This window comes from Paraburkholderia sp. BL23I1N1 (assembly GCF_003610295.1).
Lineage (GTDB): Bacteria > Pseudomonadota > Gammaproteobacteria > Burkholderiales > Burkholderiaceae > Paraburkholderia.
The window spans coordinates 180302-196655 of sequence record NZ_RAPV01000001.1 but is presented as its reverse complement, the minus strand read 5'-3'; the positions used below and the strand labels follow the sequence as shown (position 1 = coordinate 196655).

Genomic DNA, 16354 nt, shown 5'->3' with positions numbered 1-16354 from the left:
TTTATGGGTGCGCGCCGGTCCGTGCATGGGCGCGCTGACTTGTGTGGAGACGACGCACCAAAGAGAAAGGCCCGGCAGACTTTTCGTCTGCCGGGCCTTTCTCTTTTTCACCGTATTGCGTTACTTCATGTCGATGCTGTATCTGGGTTCCGGCCGATGGGCCTAGCGCGCGTGATGCGCTTACGCCCGGCCGTCGCGCAATTCCCGACGCAGAATCTTGCCGACATTGCTCTTGGGCAGTTCAGTGCGGAATTCGACGATCTTCGGCCGCTTGTAGCCGGTCAATTGCGTCTTGCAGTAAGTGAAGATGTCCGCATCAGTCAACGCCTGGTCCTTTTTCACAACGAACAGCTTTACCGCTTCGCCGGAATGCTGATCCGGCACGCCGACCGCGGCGACTTCGAACACGCCCGGCATCTTGGCGACCACGTCTTCGATTTCGTTCGGATAGACGTTGAAGCCGGAGACCAGAATCATGTCCTTCTTCCGGTCGACAATCTTGATGAAGCCGCCTTCGTTCATCAAGCCGACGTCGCCCGATTTGAAGAAACCATCCGGCGTCATGACCTTGGCCGTTTCGTCCGGCAAGTTCCAGTAGCCCGCCATCACTTGCGGACCGCGGATGCAGATCTCGCCCGGCTGGCCGAGCGGCACTTCGTTACCTTCGTCGTCGCGAATCGAGATTTCCGTCGACGGCAGCGGCAAGCCGACCGTGCCGCTGTACTCCGTCACGGTGACCGGGTTGCAAGTCGCGCACGGCGACGTCTCCGACAAACCGTAGCCTTCGATAATCGGCGTATGCGTAAGCTCGAACCAACGCTTGGCGACGGCTTCCTGCACCGCCATACCGCCGCCATTTGCTGCGATCAGCTTCGAAAAATCGAGTTTGTGGAAATCCGGGCTATTCAGCATCGCGTTGTACAGCGTGTTGACGGCGGGAATCGTCGTGATCGGATAACCTTCCAGCGCTTTGATCATGCCGGGGATGTCGCGCGGATTGGGAATCAGCACACCGAGGCCGCCTGTGCGGATCGTCAGCAACCCGCAGACCGTCAGCGCAAAGACGTGATACAGCGGCAACGCGACAACCGTGATGAACTGATCGATGTCCGTGCGGTTAGCGCGAACCGGGTTGAGCCAGATTTCCGACTGCAGCACGTTGGCAATCAGGTTTCGATGCAAAAGCGTCGCGCCCTTGGCCACGCCGGTCGTGCCGCCCGTGTACTGTAGAAACGCGACGTCGTCCGGGCCTTGCTGGACCGGCTTGAAACTTTGACGGCCGCCCTCGGCGATCGCGGTGTTGAATTTGACGCGCCCCGGCAGATTCCACGCCGGCACCATCTTCTTCACACGGCGCACGACGAAGTTCACCAGCGCACCCTTCACGCCCATCAGATCGCCCATCGCGGCGACAACAATGTGCTTGATCGAGGTATTGCGCACGATCGCCTGCAGCGTGACAGCGAAGTTTTCGAGCAGAATAATCGCTTCCGCGCCGCTGTCCTTGAGCTGATGCTGGAGTTCCCGCGGGGTGTAGAGCGGGTTCACGTTCACCACCACGTAGCCCGCGCGCAAGATTGCCGCAATCGCAACAGGATATTGCAGCACGTTCGGCATCATGATCGCGATGCGCGCGCCGCGGACAAGGCCCTTCGACTGAAACCACGCGGCCAGCTTGCGCGAGAGCACGTCGAGCTCGCCGTAGCTGATCTCCTTGCCCATGCAGACGAACGCCGGTTTGGCGCGGTGGTCGCGGAAGGCTTCTTCGAGCAGTTCGGCGACGGACGAATAGCGAGTCGGGTCAATCTCTGCGGGAACGCCAGGTGGATAAGATTTCAGCCAGATTTTGTCCATGCAGCGTCTCCTCCTTTATTTTCGAATGGTCGTGCTAAAAACGCATCGTAGCATGGGCACCCCGTTGCTATTCGCGAAAAGCGGCTGGGTTAGACTGCGGCCTCGAACCCATTGGAGACCGAAGCAGCAAGATTTTTGAGCGTGTTTTCAGGCGCGTTGAACTTCGACCAGGCAGTCGTAGAACGTGGCCGATCCGCCCAGATCGGTGAGCGCCTGGCTAGTGACCTGATTGGCGTTACGGCCGTCGGGCGCGAGCTTCTTCCACCAGATCGACAGGCCAACAACAAGCCCTTCGCGTGCCTTGTCGGTGACACGAACGCGCGCCTGCAGCGCGCCGCGATCGTTGAATATGCGCACCTGATCGCCGTCGGCGATGTTTCGCTGCTGCGCGTCGGCCGGATGCATGTCCAGGTGCGGCTCGCCTTCTGTCGAACGCAGGCTTTCGACGTTCACAAAGGTACTGTTCAGGAAGTTGCGGGCAGGCGGCGAGATCATTGCAAGCGGGTAACGGGCGGCAAGCTCAGGCGCACCGTCAGCGGATTCGTAAGGCGGCAGATAGTCGGGCAACGGATCGAGCCCTTGCTGCGCGAGGCGCTCGCTAAAGAACTCGCATTTGCCGGACGGCGTGCGAAAACCGCCCTCGGCGAATGGCGCGTCGGGCAGATGCAGCGCTGCCCAGCCGGTTTTCTTCAGCGAATCCCAGGTGACGCCTTCGAGCGTTTTATCACTCCAACGAAATGCAGACTGCGCGATAGCGTCGTCGCTATCGTAGAGCGCCGGCTCCTGCAAGCCCATATGGCGCGCCAGGCCGCGAAAAATCTCCGTGTTCGGGCGTGCATCGCCGACCGGCGCGATCGCCGGCAAGTTCACCATCACGTGGGTGTGCCCGTATGACTTGTGCACATCGAGATGTTCGAGTTGTGTCGTGGCAGGCAGGAGCAGATCGGCGTAATCCGCGGTGTCGGTCTGAAAGTGCTCGAGCACGATCGTGAACAGGTCTTCGCGCGCAAAACCTGCGGCAACCCGTTCCGAGTCCGGCGCGACCGCCACCGGATTCGAGTTATAGACGATGATCGCTTCAACTTTCGGGCCGAACGTGGCGTCGCCCGGGTGCAGCAACGCGTCGCCGATTGCGTTCATATTGATGGCGCGCGGCGCCTTGGCAGGCCAGCCCGGCATCAGGTCCGGGCGCTGCAACGCATGCGAATCCACCGGCGCCCATCCGCCCGAAGACAGCAATACACCACCCGCCCGCTCGCGCCACGCACCTGTCAGCGAAGGCAGACAGGCGATTGCGCGCACAGCGTTGCCGCCGCCACGGACCCGCTGCAAACCATAGTTCATCCGGATCGCGGCCTTTTTCGTGCTGCCGTAAAGGCGCGCGAGATCGACGATCACTTGCTCGTCGACACCGCAAATTTGAGCGGCACGCGAGGGGGGATAACCGTGCGCGCGCGCCTTCAGTTCATCGAAGCCCAGGGTATGGGCCGCGATGTACGTGTGATCGAGCAGATTTTCCGTGATCAACACGTTGATCATGCCGAGCGCCAAAGCACCGTCAGTACCTGGTTTCAATGCAATGTGCTGGTGGCATTTTTCCGCTGTCAGCGACCGGTACGGATCAATTGCAATCAGCCGCGCACCGCGACGCTTGGCTTCCTGGGCGCGCGTCCAGAAGTGCAGATTCGACGCGATGGGATTTGAGCCCCAAATCAGGATGACCTCGCTCTCCGCGAAAAACTCGGTGAGCATGCCGAGGCTGGCACCGTAGGTGTATTTCAGCCCCGCCGCGCCGGCAGCTGCACAGATCGTGCGTTCCAATTGTGATGCCCCGAGTTTATGAAAGAAGCGCTGCGCAATACTGTCACCCTGAACCAAACCCATCGTGCCGGCGTAGCTGTAGGGCACGATGGCTTCTGGCGCGCGATTCGCGATCTCCGACAGGCGTGCCGCGGCCAACTCGAACGCCTCGTCCCAACTGATCGGCTCAAAACGGCCTTCGCCTTTGCGGCCGACGCGCTTCAGCGGTGTCGTCAACCGATGCGGATGATGTACCCGCTCGGCGTAGCGGCTGACTTTGGCACAGAGCGCGCCTTGAGTCGGAGGATGATCAGGATCGCCGACAACTTTGACCGCCCGTCCGTCTTGGACGGTTACGCGCATGGCACAGGTATCAGGGCAATCGTGCGGGCACACCGCGCGGGCGAATTCAGTCGGAGCATTCATCGGCGGTCCGTCCAGGAGAGCGGTAAGCGTTGGGGCGACTCCGAATTTTATTACGTTCGTCGCCCGCTGACCCGCATAGTGCCGTCATAAATGCCTTCGGCGTAGAATCGATTATCAACGTGCCCGGGCGATATGGCCCCGAGCGATTCCACGCACAGCAAAGCACAAGCGCACCATCATGAAACTGATCCCAGAAATCCAGGCCGCCCACGGCGAAATTCAGACCCTCCGACGAACGATTCATGCACATCCCGAACTGCGTTACGAAGAAACAGCAACGGCGGATCTGGTTGCCAGGACACTTGAGTCCTGGGGCATCGAAACTCATCGCGGATTGGGCAAAACAGGCGTAGTCGGCGTACTGAAACGCGGCAACGGATCGCGCTCGATCGGACTGCGCGCCGACATGGATGCGCTGCCGATCCAGGAGCTCAACAGCTTCGAGCATCGCTCGCAAAACGACGGGAAAATGCACGCGTGCGGACATGACGGGCACACCGCGATGCTGCTCGGCGCGGCGCGACATCTGGCTAAGCACGGCGAATTTGACGGCACGATCGTATTCATTTTTCAGCCGGCGGAAGAAGGTGGTGCAGGCGCACAGGCAATGATCGACGACGGCCTGTTCACGAAGTTTCCGGTCGATGCCGTGTTCGGAGTCCACAACTGGCCGGGTATGCCGGCTGGCCAGTTCGGCGTCACCGAAGGCCCGATCATGGCGTCCAGCAATGAATTCCGCATTGAAATAAAAGGCGTAGGTTCGCATGCAGCACTGCCGCACAATGGCCGCGACCCCGTGTTCACGGCGGTGCAGATCGCGAATGGACTGCAGAGCATCATCACGCGAAACAAGAAGCCGCTCGATACCGCGGTACTGTCAATCACTCAGATCCACGCCGGCGACGCCGTCAATGTCGTTCCAAACGATGCCTGGATCGCCGGCACCGCGCGAACTTTTACCACCGAAACGCTCGATCTGATCGAAGCACGCATGCGCAAGATCGCCGAGAGCACGGCCGAGGCTTACGATTGTTCGGTCGAGGTCCACTTCCATCGCAACTACCCGCCGACCATCAACAGTAGCGAAGAAACCCGCTTTGCCGCGTCGGTCATGAAGGAAATTGTCGGCGCAGAAAATGTCGACGACGCGGTCGAACCGACGATGGGTGCTGAGGACTTTTCGTTCATGTTGCTCGCGAAGCCGGGCTGTTATGCGTTTCTCGGCAATGGCGACGGTGGTCACCGGGACTCAGGACATGGTGCCGGGCCTTGCATGCTTCATAACGCGAGCTATGACTTCAACGACGAACTATTGCCAATCGGCTCAACGTACTGGGTTCGACTGGCACAACGATTCCTGGCACAGGAAAAATAAGGGGATTGAATGGATTTTGTCAACGGGTTATAGCTCGGCTCTCGCTGCATGTCCGCGTAAGTATGCTGCGGATATGGGCCTGGCCGGATCAGATAGCGTACGACGCCGGGACACAACCCTCGCCGGCCGCTTCCCGGCCGTATTGACGGTGTTTTTTCCGGCCGTCCTGCTGACGGGTGACGCAAAGGCGGCGGACCGGCGGAAACGGACGCGCCTTTGCCGGGGTCATGATGCCGCAAGCGTACTGACGCCGCTTCTTTCTTGCCGCTGTTTTTTGCGGGCTGTAAACGCAGAAACCCCACCTTTGCGGGTGGGGTTTCTGTTTGCTGCGGGGGAGCCTGACGATTACCTACTTTCACACGGGAATCCGCACTATCATCGGCGTGGAGTCGTTTCACGGTCCTGTTCGGGATGGGAAGGGGTGGGACCGACTCGCTATGGTCATCAGGCATGACTTGTTGCCGTGTCGCCCTGGTGGGCGGCACAACCAATCGGGAAGAAGTAGTTTCTGATGATGGTTTCATCAGATGAAGTCTGGGCTGTGTTGTTTCCGGCACAACACTGATCTCAACCGTGCGTGTGTAAAACACACCGGTTATAGGATCAAGCCTTACGGGCAATTAGTATCAGTTAGCTTAACGCATTACTGCGCTTCCACACCTGACCTATCAACGTCCTGGTCTTGAACGACCCTTCAAGGGGCTCGAAGCCCCGGGGATATCTCATCTTAAGGCGAGTTTCCCGCTTAGATGCTTTCAGCGGTTATCTCTTCCGAACATAGCTACCCGGCGATGCCACTGGCGTGACAACCGGTACACCAGAGGTTCGTCCACTCCGGTCCTCTCGTACTAGGAGCAGCCCCCTTCAAATATCCAGCGCCCACGGCAGATAGGGACCAAACTGTCTCACGACGTTTTAAACCCAGCTCACGTACCTCTTTAAATGGCGAACAGCCATACCCTTGGGACCGGCTACAGCCCCAGGATGAGATGAGCCGACATCGAGGTGCCAAACACCGCCGTCGATATGAACTCTTGGGCGGTATCAGCCTGTTATCCCCAGAGTACCTTTTATCCGTTGAGCGATGGCCCTTCCATACAGAACCACCGGATCACTATGACCTGCTTTCGCACCTGCTCGACTTGTCGGTCTCGCAGTTAAGCACGCTTATGCCATTGCACTATCAGCACGATTTCCGACCGTACCTAGCGTACCTTCGTACTCCTCCGTTACACTTTGGGAGGAGACCGCCCCAGTCAAACTGCCTACCATGCACTGTCCCCGACCCGGATCACGGGCCAAGGTTAGAACCTCAAACAAACCAGGGTGGTATTTCAAGGACGGCTCCACGCAAACTGGCGTTCACGCTTCATAGCCTCCCACCTATCCTACACAGATCGGTTCAAAGTCCAATGCAAAGCTACAGTAAAGGTTCATGGGGTCTTTCCGTCTAGCCGCGGGGAGATTGCATCATCACAAACACTTCAACTTCGCTGAGTCTCGGGAGGAGACAGTGTGGCCATCGTTACGCCATTCGTGCAGGTCGGAACTTACCCGACAAGGAATTTCGCTACCTTAGGACCGTTATAGTTACGGCCGCCGTTTACCGGGACTTCAATCAAGAGCTTGCACCCCATCATTTAATCTTCCGGCACCGGGCAGGCGTCACACCCTATACGTCCACTTTCGTGTTTGCAGAGTGCTGTGTTTTTATTAAACAGTCGCAGCCACCAGTTTATTGCAACCCCTTCACCCTTCTCGCGCAGGCGAGTCAGGCTACAGGGGCGTACCTTATCCCGAAGTTACGGTACCAATTTGCCGAGTTCCTTCTCCCGAGTTCTCTCAAGCGCCTTAGAATACTCATCTCGCCCACCTGTGTCGGTTTGCGGTACGGTCTTGTTAAACTGAAGCTTAGAGGCTTTTCTTGGAACCACTTCCGATTGCTTCTTCACCTAAGTGAATGGCCTCGCACCCTTGAATTGCGCGCCCGGATTTGCCTAAGCGCCTTCTCCAATGCAAGGACCGGGACTTCCAACACCCGGACAACCTTCCGCGATCCGTCCCCCCATCGCATTTAACAATGGTGCAGGAATATTAACCTGCTTCCCATCAGCTACGCATTTCTGCCTCGCCTTAGGGGCCGACTCACCCTACGCCGATGAACGTTGCGTAGGAAACCTTGGGCTTACGGCGAGGGGGCCTTTCACCCCCTTTATCGCTACTCATGTCAGCATTCGCACTTCCGATACCTCCAGCGCACTTTTCAGTGCACCTTCGCAGGCTTACGGAACGCTCTCCTACCATGCACATCAATGTGCATCCGCAGCTTCGGTATATTGCTTAGCCCCGTTACATCTTCCGCGCAGGACGACTCGATCAGTGAGCTATTACGCTTTCTTTAAAGGATGGCTGCTTCTAAGCCAACCTCCTGACTGTTTTAGCCTTCCCACTTCGTTTCCCACTTAGCAATATTTGGGGACCTTAGCTGGCGGTCTGGGTTGTTTCCCTCTTGACACCGGACGTTAGCACCCGATGTCTGTCTCCCGTGATTGCACTCTTCGGTATTCGGAGTTTGCTATGGCGTAGTAATCCGCAATGGACCCCACAACCATGACAGTGCTCTACCCCCGAAGGTGATACACGAGGCACTACCTAAATAGTTTTCGGAGAGAACCAGCTATTTCCAGGTTTGTTTAGCCTTTCACCCCTATCCACAGCTCATCCCCTAACTTTTCAACGTTAGTGGGTTCGGACCTCCAGTACGTGTTACCGCACCTTCATCCTGGCCATGGATAGATCACCTGGTTTCGGGTCTACACCCAGCGACTGAATCGCCCTGTTCGGACTCGCTTTCGCTACGCCTGCCCTAATCGGTTAAGCTTGCCACTGAATGTAAGTCGCTGACCCATTATACAAAAGGTACGCAGTCACCCCTTGCGAGGCTCCTACTGTTTGTATGCATGCGGTTTCAGGATCTATTTCACTCCCCTCCCGGGGTTCTTTTCGCCTTTCCCTCACGGTACTGGTTCACTATCGGTCGATCACGAGTATTTAGCCTTGGAGGATGGTCCCCCCATCTTCAGACAGGATTTCACGTGTCCCGCCCTACTTGTCGTACCCCTGGTTCTTCCTCGCTGTTTTCGTCTACAGGGCTATCACCTGCTATGGCGGCACTTTCCAGAGCCTTCGACTAACAATGAAGATAAAGAGTACAGGCTGGTCCCATTTCGCTCGCCACTACTCTGGGAATCTCGGTTGATTTCTTTTCCTGCGGTTACTTAGATGTTTCAGTTCACCGCGTTCGCTTCACATGACCTATGTATTCAGTCATGGATGACCCATTCGGGCCGGGTTTCCCCATTCGGATATCGGTGGATCAAAGCTCGTTTGCCAGCTCCCCACCGCTTTTCGCAGGCTACCGCGTCCTTCATCGCCTGTGATCGCCAAGGCATCCACCACATGCACTTGTTCGCTTGACCCTATAACGGGTGTGTCTCCCACCTCATCCACTGGGAATGACGTGTTCCTCACAATCGCTACAGGTTGAGTATTCGTGTTGCGCCGTATTCCAAAAGCGATCTCTCGATCCCTCTTTTCATACATTGATACAATCACAACCCTGATTCACCTACTCAATCACCCATCTCCAGGCGATCTTTCGTGAATCTCTTTACTACTTCTTCCTGATTGTTAAAGAACGACAGCCGATATTGCGGTTGCTATAACCGCATATCACTCTGACTGGCTCAATCGCCAATGCCCGTTTCACTACACCGCAAACCTCTTTCAGGGTTTGCCGCAGTAAAACCGGCATTGAAGATTGGTGGAGGATGACGGGATCGAACCGACGACCCCCTGCTTGCAAAGCAGGTGCTCTCCCAGCTGAGCTAATCCCCCAGTCACACAAGTACCTCAGGTGTCTCCGGTTGGTTAGTTCAGCCACCGCAGAAACAGTGGTGGGTCTGGATGGATTCGAACCATCGACCCCCGCCTTATCAAGACGGTGCTCTAACCAACTGAGCTACAGACCCCTGAGTCTGTCCTGTTCACAGCCGATAAGCGTGAGCGCTCAACGCATTGACACGTTAGCTCGAGAAAGGAGGTGATCCAGCCGCACCTTCCGATACGGCTACCTTGTTACGACTTCACCCCAGTCATGAATCCTACCGTGGTGACCGTCCTCCTTGCGGTTAGACTAGCCACTTCTGGTAAAACCCACTCCCATGGTGTGACGGGCGGTGTGTACAAGACCCGGGAACGTATTCACCGCGGCATGCTGATCCGCGATTACTAGCGATTCCAGCTTCACGCACTCGAGTTGCAGAGTGCGATCCGGACTACGATCGGTTTTCTGGGATTGGCTCCACCTCGCGGCTTGGCGACCCTCTGTTCCGACCATTGTATGACGTGTGAAGCCCTACCCATAAGGGCCATGAGGACTTGACGTCATCCCCACCTTCCTCCGGTTTGTCACCGGCAGTCTCCCTAGAGTGCTCTTGCGTAGCAACTAGGGACAAGGGTTGCGCTCGTTGCGGGACTTAACCCAACATCTCACGACACGAGCTGACGACAGCCATGCAGCACCTGTGTTATGGCTCCCTTTCGGGCACTCCCACCTCTCGGCAGGATTCCATACATGTCAAGGGTAGGTAAGGTTTTTCGCGTTGCATCGAATTAATCCACATCATCCACCGCTTGTGCGGGTCCCCGTCAATTCCTTTGAGTTTTAATCTTGCGACCGTACTCCCCAGGCGGTCAACTTCACGCGTTAGCTACGTTACTAAGTCAATGAAGACCCAACAACTAGTTGACATCGTTTAGGGCGTGGACTACCAGGGTATCTAATCCTGTTTGCTCCCCACGCTTTCGTGCATGAGCGTCAGTATTGGCCCAGGGGGCTGCCTTCGCCATCGGTATTCCTCCACATCTCTACGCATTTCACTGCTACACGTGGAATTCTACCCCCCTCTGCCATACTCTAGCCCGCCAGTCACAAATGCAGTTCCCAGGTTAAGCCCGGGGATTTCACATCTGTCTTAGCGGACCGCCTGCGCACGCTTTACGCCCAGTAATTCCGATTAACGCTTGCACCCTACGTATTACCGCGGCTGCTGGCACGTAGTTAGCCGGTGCTTATTCTTCCGGTACCGTCATCCCCCCACCGTATTAGGGCGGAGGTTTTCTTTCCGGACAAAAGTGCTTTACAACCCGAAGGCCTTCTTCACACACGCGGCATTGCTGGATCAGGGTTGCCCCCATTGTCCAAAATTCCCCACTGCTGCCTCCCGTAGGAGTCTGGGCCGTGTCTCAGTCCCAGTGTGGCTGGTCGTCCTCTCAGACCAGCTACAGATCGTCGCCTTGGTAGGCCTTTACCCCACCAACTAGCTAATCTGCCATCGGCCGCCCCTGTAGCGAGAGGTCCTAAGATCCCCCCCTTTCCTCCGTAGAGCGTATGCGGTATTAATCCGGCTTTCGCCGGGCTATCCCCCACTACAGGACACGTTCCGATGTATTACTCACCCGTTCGCCACTCGCCACCAGGGTTGCCCCCGTGCTGCCGTTCGACTTGCATGTGTAAGGCATGCCGCCAGCGTTCAATCTGAGCCAGGATCAAACTCTTCAGTTCAAACCTGTTACTGTTTTTCGGTCTCTTTCGAAACCGGTCGCTCACTCAACGTACTGACGAATGATCATCCTGCCAGCATGAATCCATACCAGCAGGAAAACCTTCCTTTAATACTAGTGTGAGACTTGATACTTTCGCTTACGCCAGATCCCGAAAGATCCGGCTCGCGTCGCGCATCAAGCGCCCACACTTATCGGCTGTTAATTTTTAAAGATCGAGTCCGCATCCACTACCAGACCGGCACCGCGCTGCAACCATCACAACACCCGGCACCGCTTCGTTCTGCGTCGCTGCATCAGCAGCAGAGAAACGAGATTATGAAGAACTTTCGCTACGTCGTCAACAGGTTTCTTTAACTTCCTGAACCCGTTCACTTCGCTCAAAGCCTTGCCACTACTGGCTCTCCCGCTTCCCGTGCCCCGCTGTCCGGAGCACGAAAGAGCGAGATTCTAGCGAGCCGCACCGCGCCTTGCAAGCATTATTTTGACAAGCGTATTAACGATGCTTGAAAACCGGTTTGCGCTTCTCAACGAATGCAGCCATCCCTTCCTTCTGATCCTCTGTAGCGAACAGTGAATGGAAGAGACGGCGCTCGAAATGCACACCTTCTGCTAGCGTCGTTTCGTACGCACGGTTAATCGATTCCTTGACCATCATCACCGCTGGCAGCGGAAATTCAGCGATAGTTGCGGCCGCAGCCACCGCCTCGTCAAGCAGGGAAGCCGCGGGAATCACCCGCGAGACCAATCCAGCGCGTTCTGCCTCAGCAGCGTCCATGAAGCGGGCGGTCAGACAAAGGTCCATCGCTTTCGCCTTTGAGACGGCGCGCGGCAGTCGCTGCGTACCGCCAGCACCCGGCATGATGCCGAGCTTGATTTCCGGCTGGCCGAACTTCGCAGTGTCGGCGGCGAGAATAATGTCGCACATCATCGCCAGCTCGCAACCACCGCCAAGCGCGAAGCCCGCCACCGCGGCAATGATCGGCTTGCGGATGGACCGCACCGTTTCCCAGTTGCGAGTGATGTAGTCGCCTTTGTAGACATCCATATAGGTGTAGGTCGCCATCATGCCAATGTCGGCGCCGGCGGCAAATGCTTTCTCGCTGCCCGTCACCACAATCGCACCAATCGCGTCGTCGGCATCGAACTCGCGCAACGCCGCACCCAGTTCGTCCATCAGGGCGTCGTTCAGCGCGTTCAGCGCCTTCGGGCGATTCAACGTGACCAGACCGACCCGCCCGCGCGTCTCAACCAGAATGTTCTCGTAAGTCATGCCGCCTCCTAATGGTTAATGGCGCGCGAAAACGCTTCGCGCGGCCGTCTTAATAATGCTACCATTCCCCAACCAACCGGTCGGTCAATTATTCGACAGGCTTTTCCCAACGTACAGCCAAGCCCCTCTGCCATGACACATCCGCTATTCACCAAGCACGAAGACACGCTGCAAAAGGCACTTACCGCGATCGAGACGCGCGGCTACTGGAGTCCGTTCGTCGAGATGCCCAGTCCGAAAGTGTACGGGGAAACCGCCAGCGCAGACGGCGAAACCGCATTCAAAGCACACCTGAACAAGACGTTCGAGCTCGACCAGCCGTCAACCGGCGAAACCGTCGGCGCTGAAGTCTCGCCGTTCGGATTCCCGCTTGGAGTCCGCTATCCGAAAGCCGATCCCGACGCGCTAATCTCCGCGGCGGCCGCCGCGCAGCGCGGCTGGCGCATAGCCGGCCCGCAGGCGTGGATCGGCGTATGCCTTGAAATCCTCACGCGCGTGAATCGCGCCAGCTTCGAAATCGGCTACAGCGTGATGCACACGACCGGTCAGGCATTCATGATGGCCTTCCAGGCTGGCGGCCCGCATGCGCAAGACCGCGCACTCGAAGCGGTCGTCTACGCATGGGATCAACTGCGCTGCATCCCCGCCGATGCCCACTGGGAAAAGCCGCAAGGCAAAAATCCGCCGCTCGCCATGCACAAACGCTACACCGTCGTACCACGCGGTACCGGACTCGTGCTCGGCTGCTGTACTTTCCCGACGTGGAACGGCTATCCGGGCCTCTTCGCTGATCTGGCAACAGGCAACACGGTTATCGTCAAGCCGCATCCGGGTGCGATTCTGCCGCTCGCGCTGACTGTACGAATCGCGCGTGACGTGCTGCGCGAAGCCGGTTTCGATCCGAACATTGTTACGCTGCTGGCAACGGAACCGAACGACGGTCCGCTCGTCCAGGATCTGGCACTGCGCCCGGAAATCAAATTGATTGACTTCACGGGCAGCACACAAAACGGTACCTGGCTTGAGCGCAATGCGCATCAGGCTCAGGTCTACACCGAAAAAGCCGGCGTCAACCAGATCGTGATCGATTCCGTGGACGACATCAAAGCCGCTGCTCGCAATATCGCCTTCTCGCTCGCGCTGTACTCGGGCCAGATGTGCACCACGCCGCAAAACATCTATGTACCGCGTGCCGGCATCCGCACCGCTGAAGGCACGCTCGGTTTCGACGAGGTCACTCAAGCCATCGCCGGCGCAGTGCAAAAACTGGTTGCAGACCCAGCGCGCGCCGTCGAACTGCTCGGCGCGATCCAGAACGAAGGCGTGACCCAACGTATCGACGAAGCAGCCAAACTCGGCCGCGTTCTGGTAGAAAGCCAATCGCTCGACCATCCGGCCTTTGCCGGCGCCCGCGTCCGCACACCGCTCGTACTCCAACTGGATGCTGCAACCGACCACGCCAAGTTCACCAAAGAGTGGTTCGGCCCGATCTCGTTCGTGATCGCGACGGACTCGACAGCGCAGTCGCTCGAGCTTGCTGGCGCAATCGCCGCCGAACACGGCGCGCTGACGCTGTCGATCTACAGCACGGATGAAGCCGTGCTCGAAGCGGCGCACGAAGCATCGATCCGCGGCGGAGTAGCACTCTCGGTCAATTTGACGGGCGGCGTTTTCGTCAATCAGTCTGCGGCCTTCTCCGACTTCCACGGCACAGGCGCAAACCCGGCGGCAAATGCCGCGCTGGCCGACGCAGCCTTTGTCGCGAACCGCTTCCGCGTCGTTCAAAGTCGCGTTCATGTTGAACCGAAAGCAGCGCCGGCGGTAGCTGGCTGAATGGCATAAGACCAACGCCCGGCTTTCGTCCTATGCCGTTTGGCCGAATAGACCGGGCGGTGCCCCCCAACTAACATGAGACATCGGTTCGGCATGTTTCGCCGATCCGTTCCAGTAGGAGCCCATATGAACGACGCCTTCATTTGCGACGCGATTCGCACGCCAATCGGCCGCTACGGTGGCGCCCTCAAGGATGTCCGCGCCGACGACCTCGGCGCGGTACCGATCAAGGCACTGATCGAGCGCAATACTGGCGTCGACTGGCGAGCCCTCGACGACGTAATCTACGGCTGCGCCAATCAGGCAGGTGACGACAACCGCAACGTCGCCCGCATGTCGGCATTGCTGGCCGGCTTGCCTACGGAAGCGTCCGGCACAACCATCAACCGCCTGTGCGGCTCGGGCATGGACGCGGTCGGCACCGCTGCTCGTGCCATCAAAGCAGGTGAAGCACGGTTGATGATCGCCGGCGGAGTGGAAAGCATGACGCGCGCGCCGTTCGTGATGGGCAAGGCCGCCAGTGCATTCTCGCGGCAAGCCGACATTTACGACACGACCATCGGCTGGCGTTTCATCAACCCGATAATGAAGCGCCAATATGGCGTCGATTCGATGCCGGAGACCGCGGAAAACGTTGCCGTCGAGTTCGGCATAAGCCGTGCGGATCAAGATGCATTTGCGCTCTCGAGCCAGCAAAAGGCAGCCCGCGCGCAGCACGACGGAACGTTGGCTCAGGAAATCGTCGGCGTTGAAATTGCGCAGAAGAAAGGCGACCCCGTACGCGTGATGCTCGACGAGCATCCGCGCGAAACGTCGCTTGAAAGTCTGGGCAAGCTCAAGGGCGTGGTCCGCCCCGACGGCAGCGTGACCGCCGGCAACGCATCGGGCGTGAACGACGGCGCGTGCGCGCTACTGCTCGCGAGCCAGGATGCCGCCGATCAATACGGGTTGCGCCGTCGCGCGCGTGTGGTGGGCATGGCGACGGCGGGCGTGGAGCCGCGCATCATGGGCATTGGCCCGGCGCCGGCCACGCAAAAGCTGTTGAAGCAACTGAATATGACGCTCGACCAATTCGATGTGATCGAGTTGAACGAAGCCTTCGCATCGCAAGGGCTTGCCGTCCTGCGCACACTCGGTCTGCGCGACGACGATCCGCGCGTCAATCCGAATGGCGGAGCGATTGCGCTCGGCCACCCGCTCGGCGCGTCGGGCGCGCGCTTGATCACCACGGCGCTTTACCAGCTTGAGCGGATCAACGGCCGCTTTGCGCTGTGCACAATGTGTATCGGCGTGGGTCAAGGCATCGCCCTGGTGATCGAGCGGGTCTGACATCAACGCCGCCCCGCCGGTCAAAGAGACTTTGAGGAGACACCCAATGTCATATGAAGCGATTCGCCTCGACATCGATACGTCGAGTCGTGTAGCGACCATCACGCTGAACCGCCCTGACAAGCTCAACAGCTTTACGCGCGCGATGCACCAGGAATTGAGCGCCGCTCTCGACCATGTCGAGACATCCAACGCCCGTGCGCTCGTGCTGACCGGTGCGGGCCGCGGCTTCTGTGCCGGACAGGATCTCGCGGATCTCGACTTCACGCCAGGCGCGATGACCGATCTGGGCGAACTGATCGATGCGCATTTCAATCCGCTAATTCGCCGTCTGCAAGCACTGCCGCTGCCCGTGATTGCCGCGGTCAACGGCACGGCCGCCGGTGCCGGCGCCAATCTCGCACTGGCTTGCGATCTCGTGCTTGCCGCTCGTTCGGCCGGTTTCATCCAGGCATTCGTGAAGATTGGTCTCGTGCCGGACTCGGGCGGCACGTGGTTCCTGCCGCAACGCGTCGGCATGGCGCGCGCATTGGGTCTCGCCATCACCGGGGACAAACTGAGCGCGGAGAAAGCCGAAAGCTGGGGCCTGATCTGGCAAACGGTTGATGACACCGAACTGGCCACCACGGCAAGCAAGCTCGCTGCACATCTGGCGCAGCAACCCACGCGCGCCATCGCCGCGATCAAACAGGCGATGCGTGCGGGCATGACGCAGACCCTGGATCAGCAGCTCGATCTCGAACGCGATCTGCAACGCGAACTCGGCGCTTCCCACGATTACGCGGAAGGCGTGCAAGCATTCGTGGAAAAACGCGCGCCGCGCTTCGAGGGTCGCTGAT

The 16354-nt window shown here is 58.3% G+C and carries 7 protein-coding genes, 2 tRNA genes and 3 rRNA genes; 4 read left to right on the top strand and 8 right to left on the bottom strand.

Annotated features, from left to right (window positions below):
- Positions 1 to 180 precede the first annotated feature (180 nt).
- Both B0G76_RS01010 and B0G76_RS01005 read right to left on the bottom strand, forming a co-directional pair.
- A complete protein-coding gene (locus B0G76_RS01010) occupies positions 181 to 1854 on the bottom strand; it encodes a long-chain fatty acid--CoA ligase (protein ID WP_120289369.1) in 1674 nt (557 codons plus the stop codon).
- 147 nt (positions 1855 to 2001) lie between these two features.
- On the bottom strand, positions 2002 to 4080 hold the full coding sequence (locus B0G76_RS01005) for a molybdopterin-dependent oxidoreductase (RefSeq protein WP_120289367.1): 2079 nt from the start codon (positions 4078 to 4080) through the stop codon (positions 2002 to 2004).
- A gap of 178 nt (positions 4081 to 4258) precedes the next feature.
- Here B0G76_RS01005 and B0G76_RS01000 point away from each other — a divergent pair, with 178 nt between their 5' ends.
- Positions 4259 to 5455, top strand: a complete 1197-nt coding sequence (locus B0G76_RS01000; RefSeq protein WP_120289365.1) for a M20 aminoacylase family protein — start codon at positions 4259 to 4261, stop codon at positions 5453 to 5455.
- 336 nt (positions 5456 to 5791) lie between these two features.
- Here B0G76_RS01000 and rrf read toward each other — a convergent pair.
- The 6 genes from rrf to B0G76_RS00970 form a co-directional block, all read right to left on the bottom strand.
- Positions 5792 to 5904: ribosomal RNA gene (gene rrf / locus B0G76_RS00995) — 5S ribosomal RNA — on the bottom strand.
- A gap of 150 nt (positions 5905 to 6054) precedes the next feature.
- Positions 6055 to 8934, bottom strand: a 23S ribosomal RNA gene (locus B0G76_RS00990).
- Between the two features lie 342 nt (positions 8935 to 9276).
- Positions 9277 to 9352 (bottom strand) — tRNA-Ala (locus B0G76_RS00985).
- 57 nt (positions 9353 to 9409) lie between these two features.
- Positions 9410 to 9486, bottom strand: a tRNA-Ile gene (locus B0G76_RS00980).
- Positions 9487 to 9550: 64 nt separating this feature from the next.
- Positions 9551 to 11081, bottom strand: a 16S ribosomal RNA gene (locus B0G76_RS00975).
- Together the 16S, 23S and 5S rRNA genes with 2 tRNA genes alongside form the textbook arrangement of a ribosomal RNA operon.
- 495 nt (positions 11082 to 11576) lie before the next feature.
- Positions 11577 to 12353: an enoyl-CoA hydratase gene (locus B0G76_RS00970; RefSeq protein ID WP_120289363.1), complete on the bottom strand. Its 777-nt coding sequence runs from the start codon at positions 12351 to 12353 to the stop codon at positions 11577 to 11579.
- Between the two features lie 132 nt (positions 12354 to 12485).
- Between B0G76_RS00970 and paaN the strand changes: the two genes are divergently transcribed.
- The 3 genes from paaN to paaG all read left to right on the top strand — a co-directional run bounded on the left by paaN (position 12486) and on the right by paaG (position 16353).
- A complete protein-coding gene (gene paaN / locus B0G76_RS00965; RefSeq protein WP_120289361.1) occupies positions 12486 to 14186 on the top strand; it encodes a phenylacetic acid degradation protein PaaN in 1701 nt (566 codons plus the stop codon).
- Between the two features lie 126 nt (positions 14187 to 14312).
- Positions 14313 to 15515, top strand: coding sequence for a 3-oxoadipyl-CoA thiolase (gene pcaF, locus B0G76_RS00960; RefSeq protein ID WP_120289359.1), 1203 nt, complete (start codon positions 14313 to 14315; stop codon positions 15513 to 15515).
- 46 nt (positions 15516 to 15561) lie between these two features.
- Positions 15562 to 16353 (top strand): 2-(1,2-epoxy-1,2-dihydrophenyl)acetyl-CoA isomerase PaaG, encoded by a 792-nt coding sequence (paaG, locus tag B0G76_RS00955; protein WP_120289357.1) that lies wholly within the window; start codon positions 15562 to 15564, stop codon positions 16351 to 16353.
- Position 16354 lies beyond the last annotated feature (1 nt).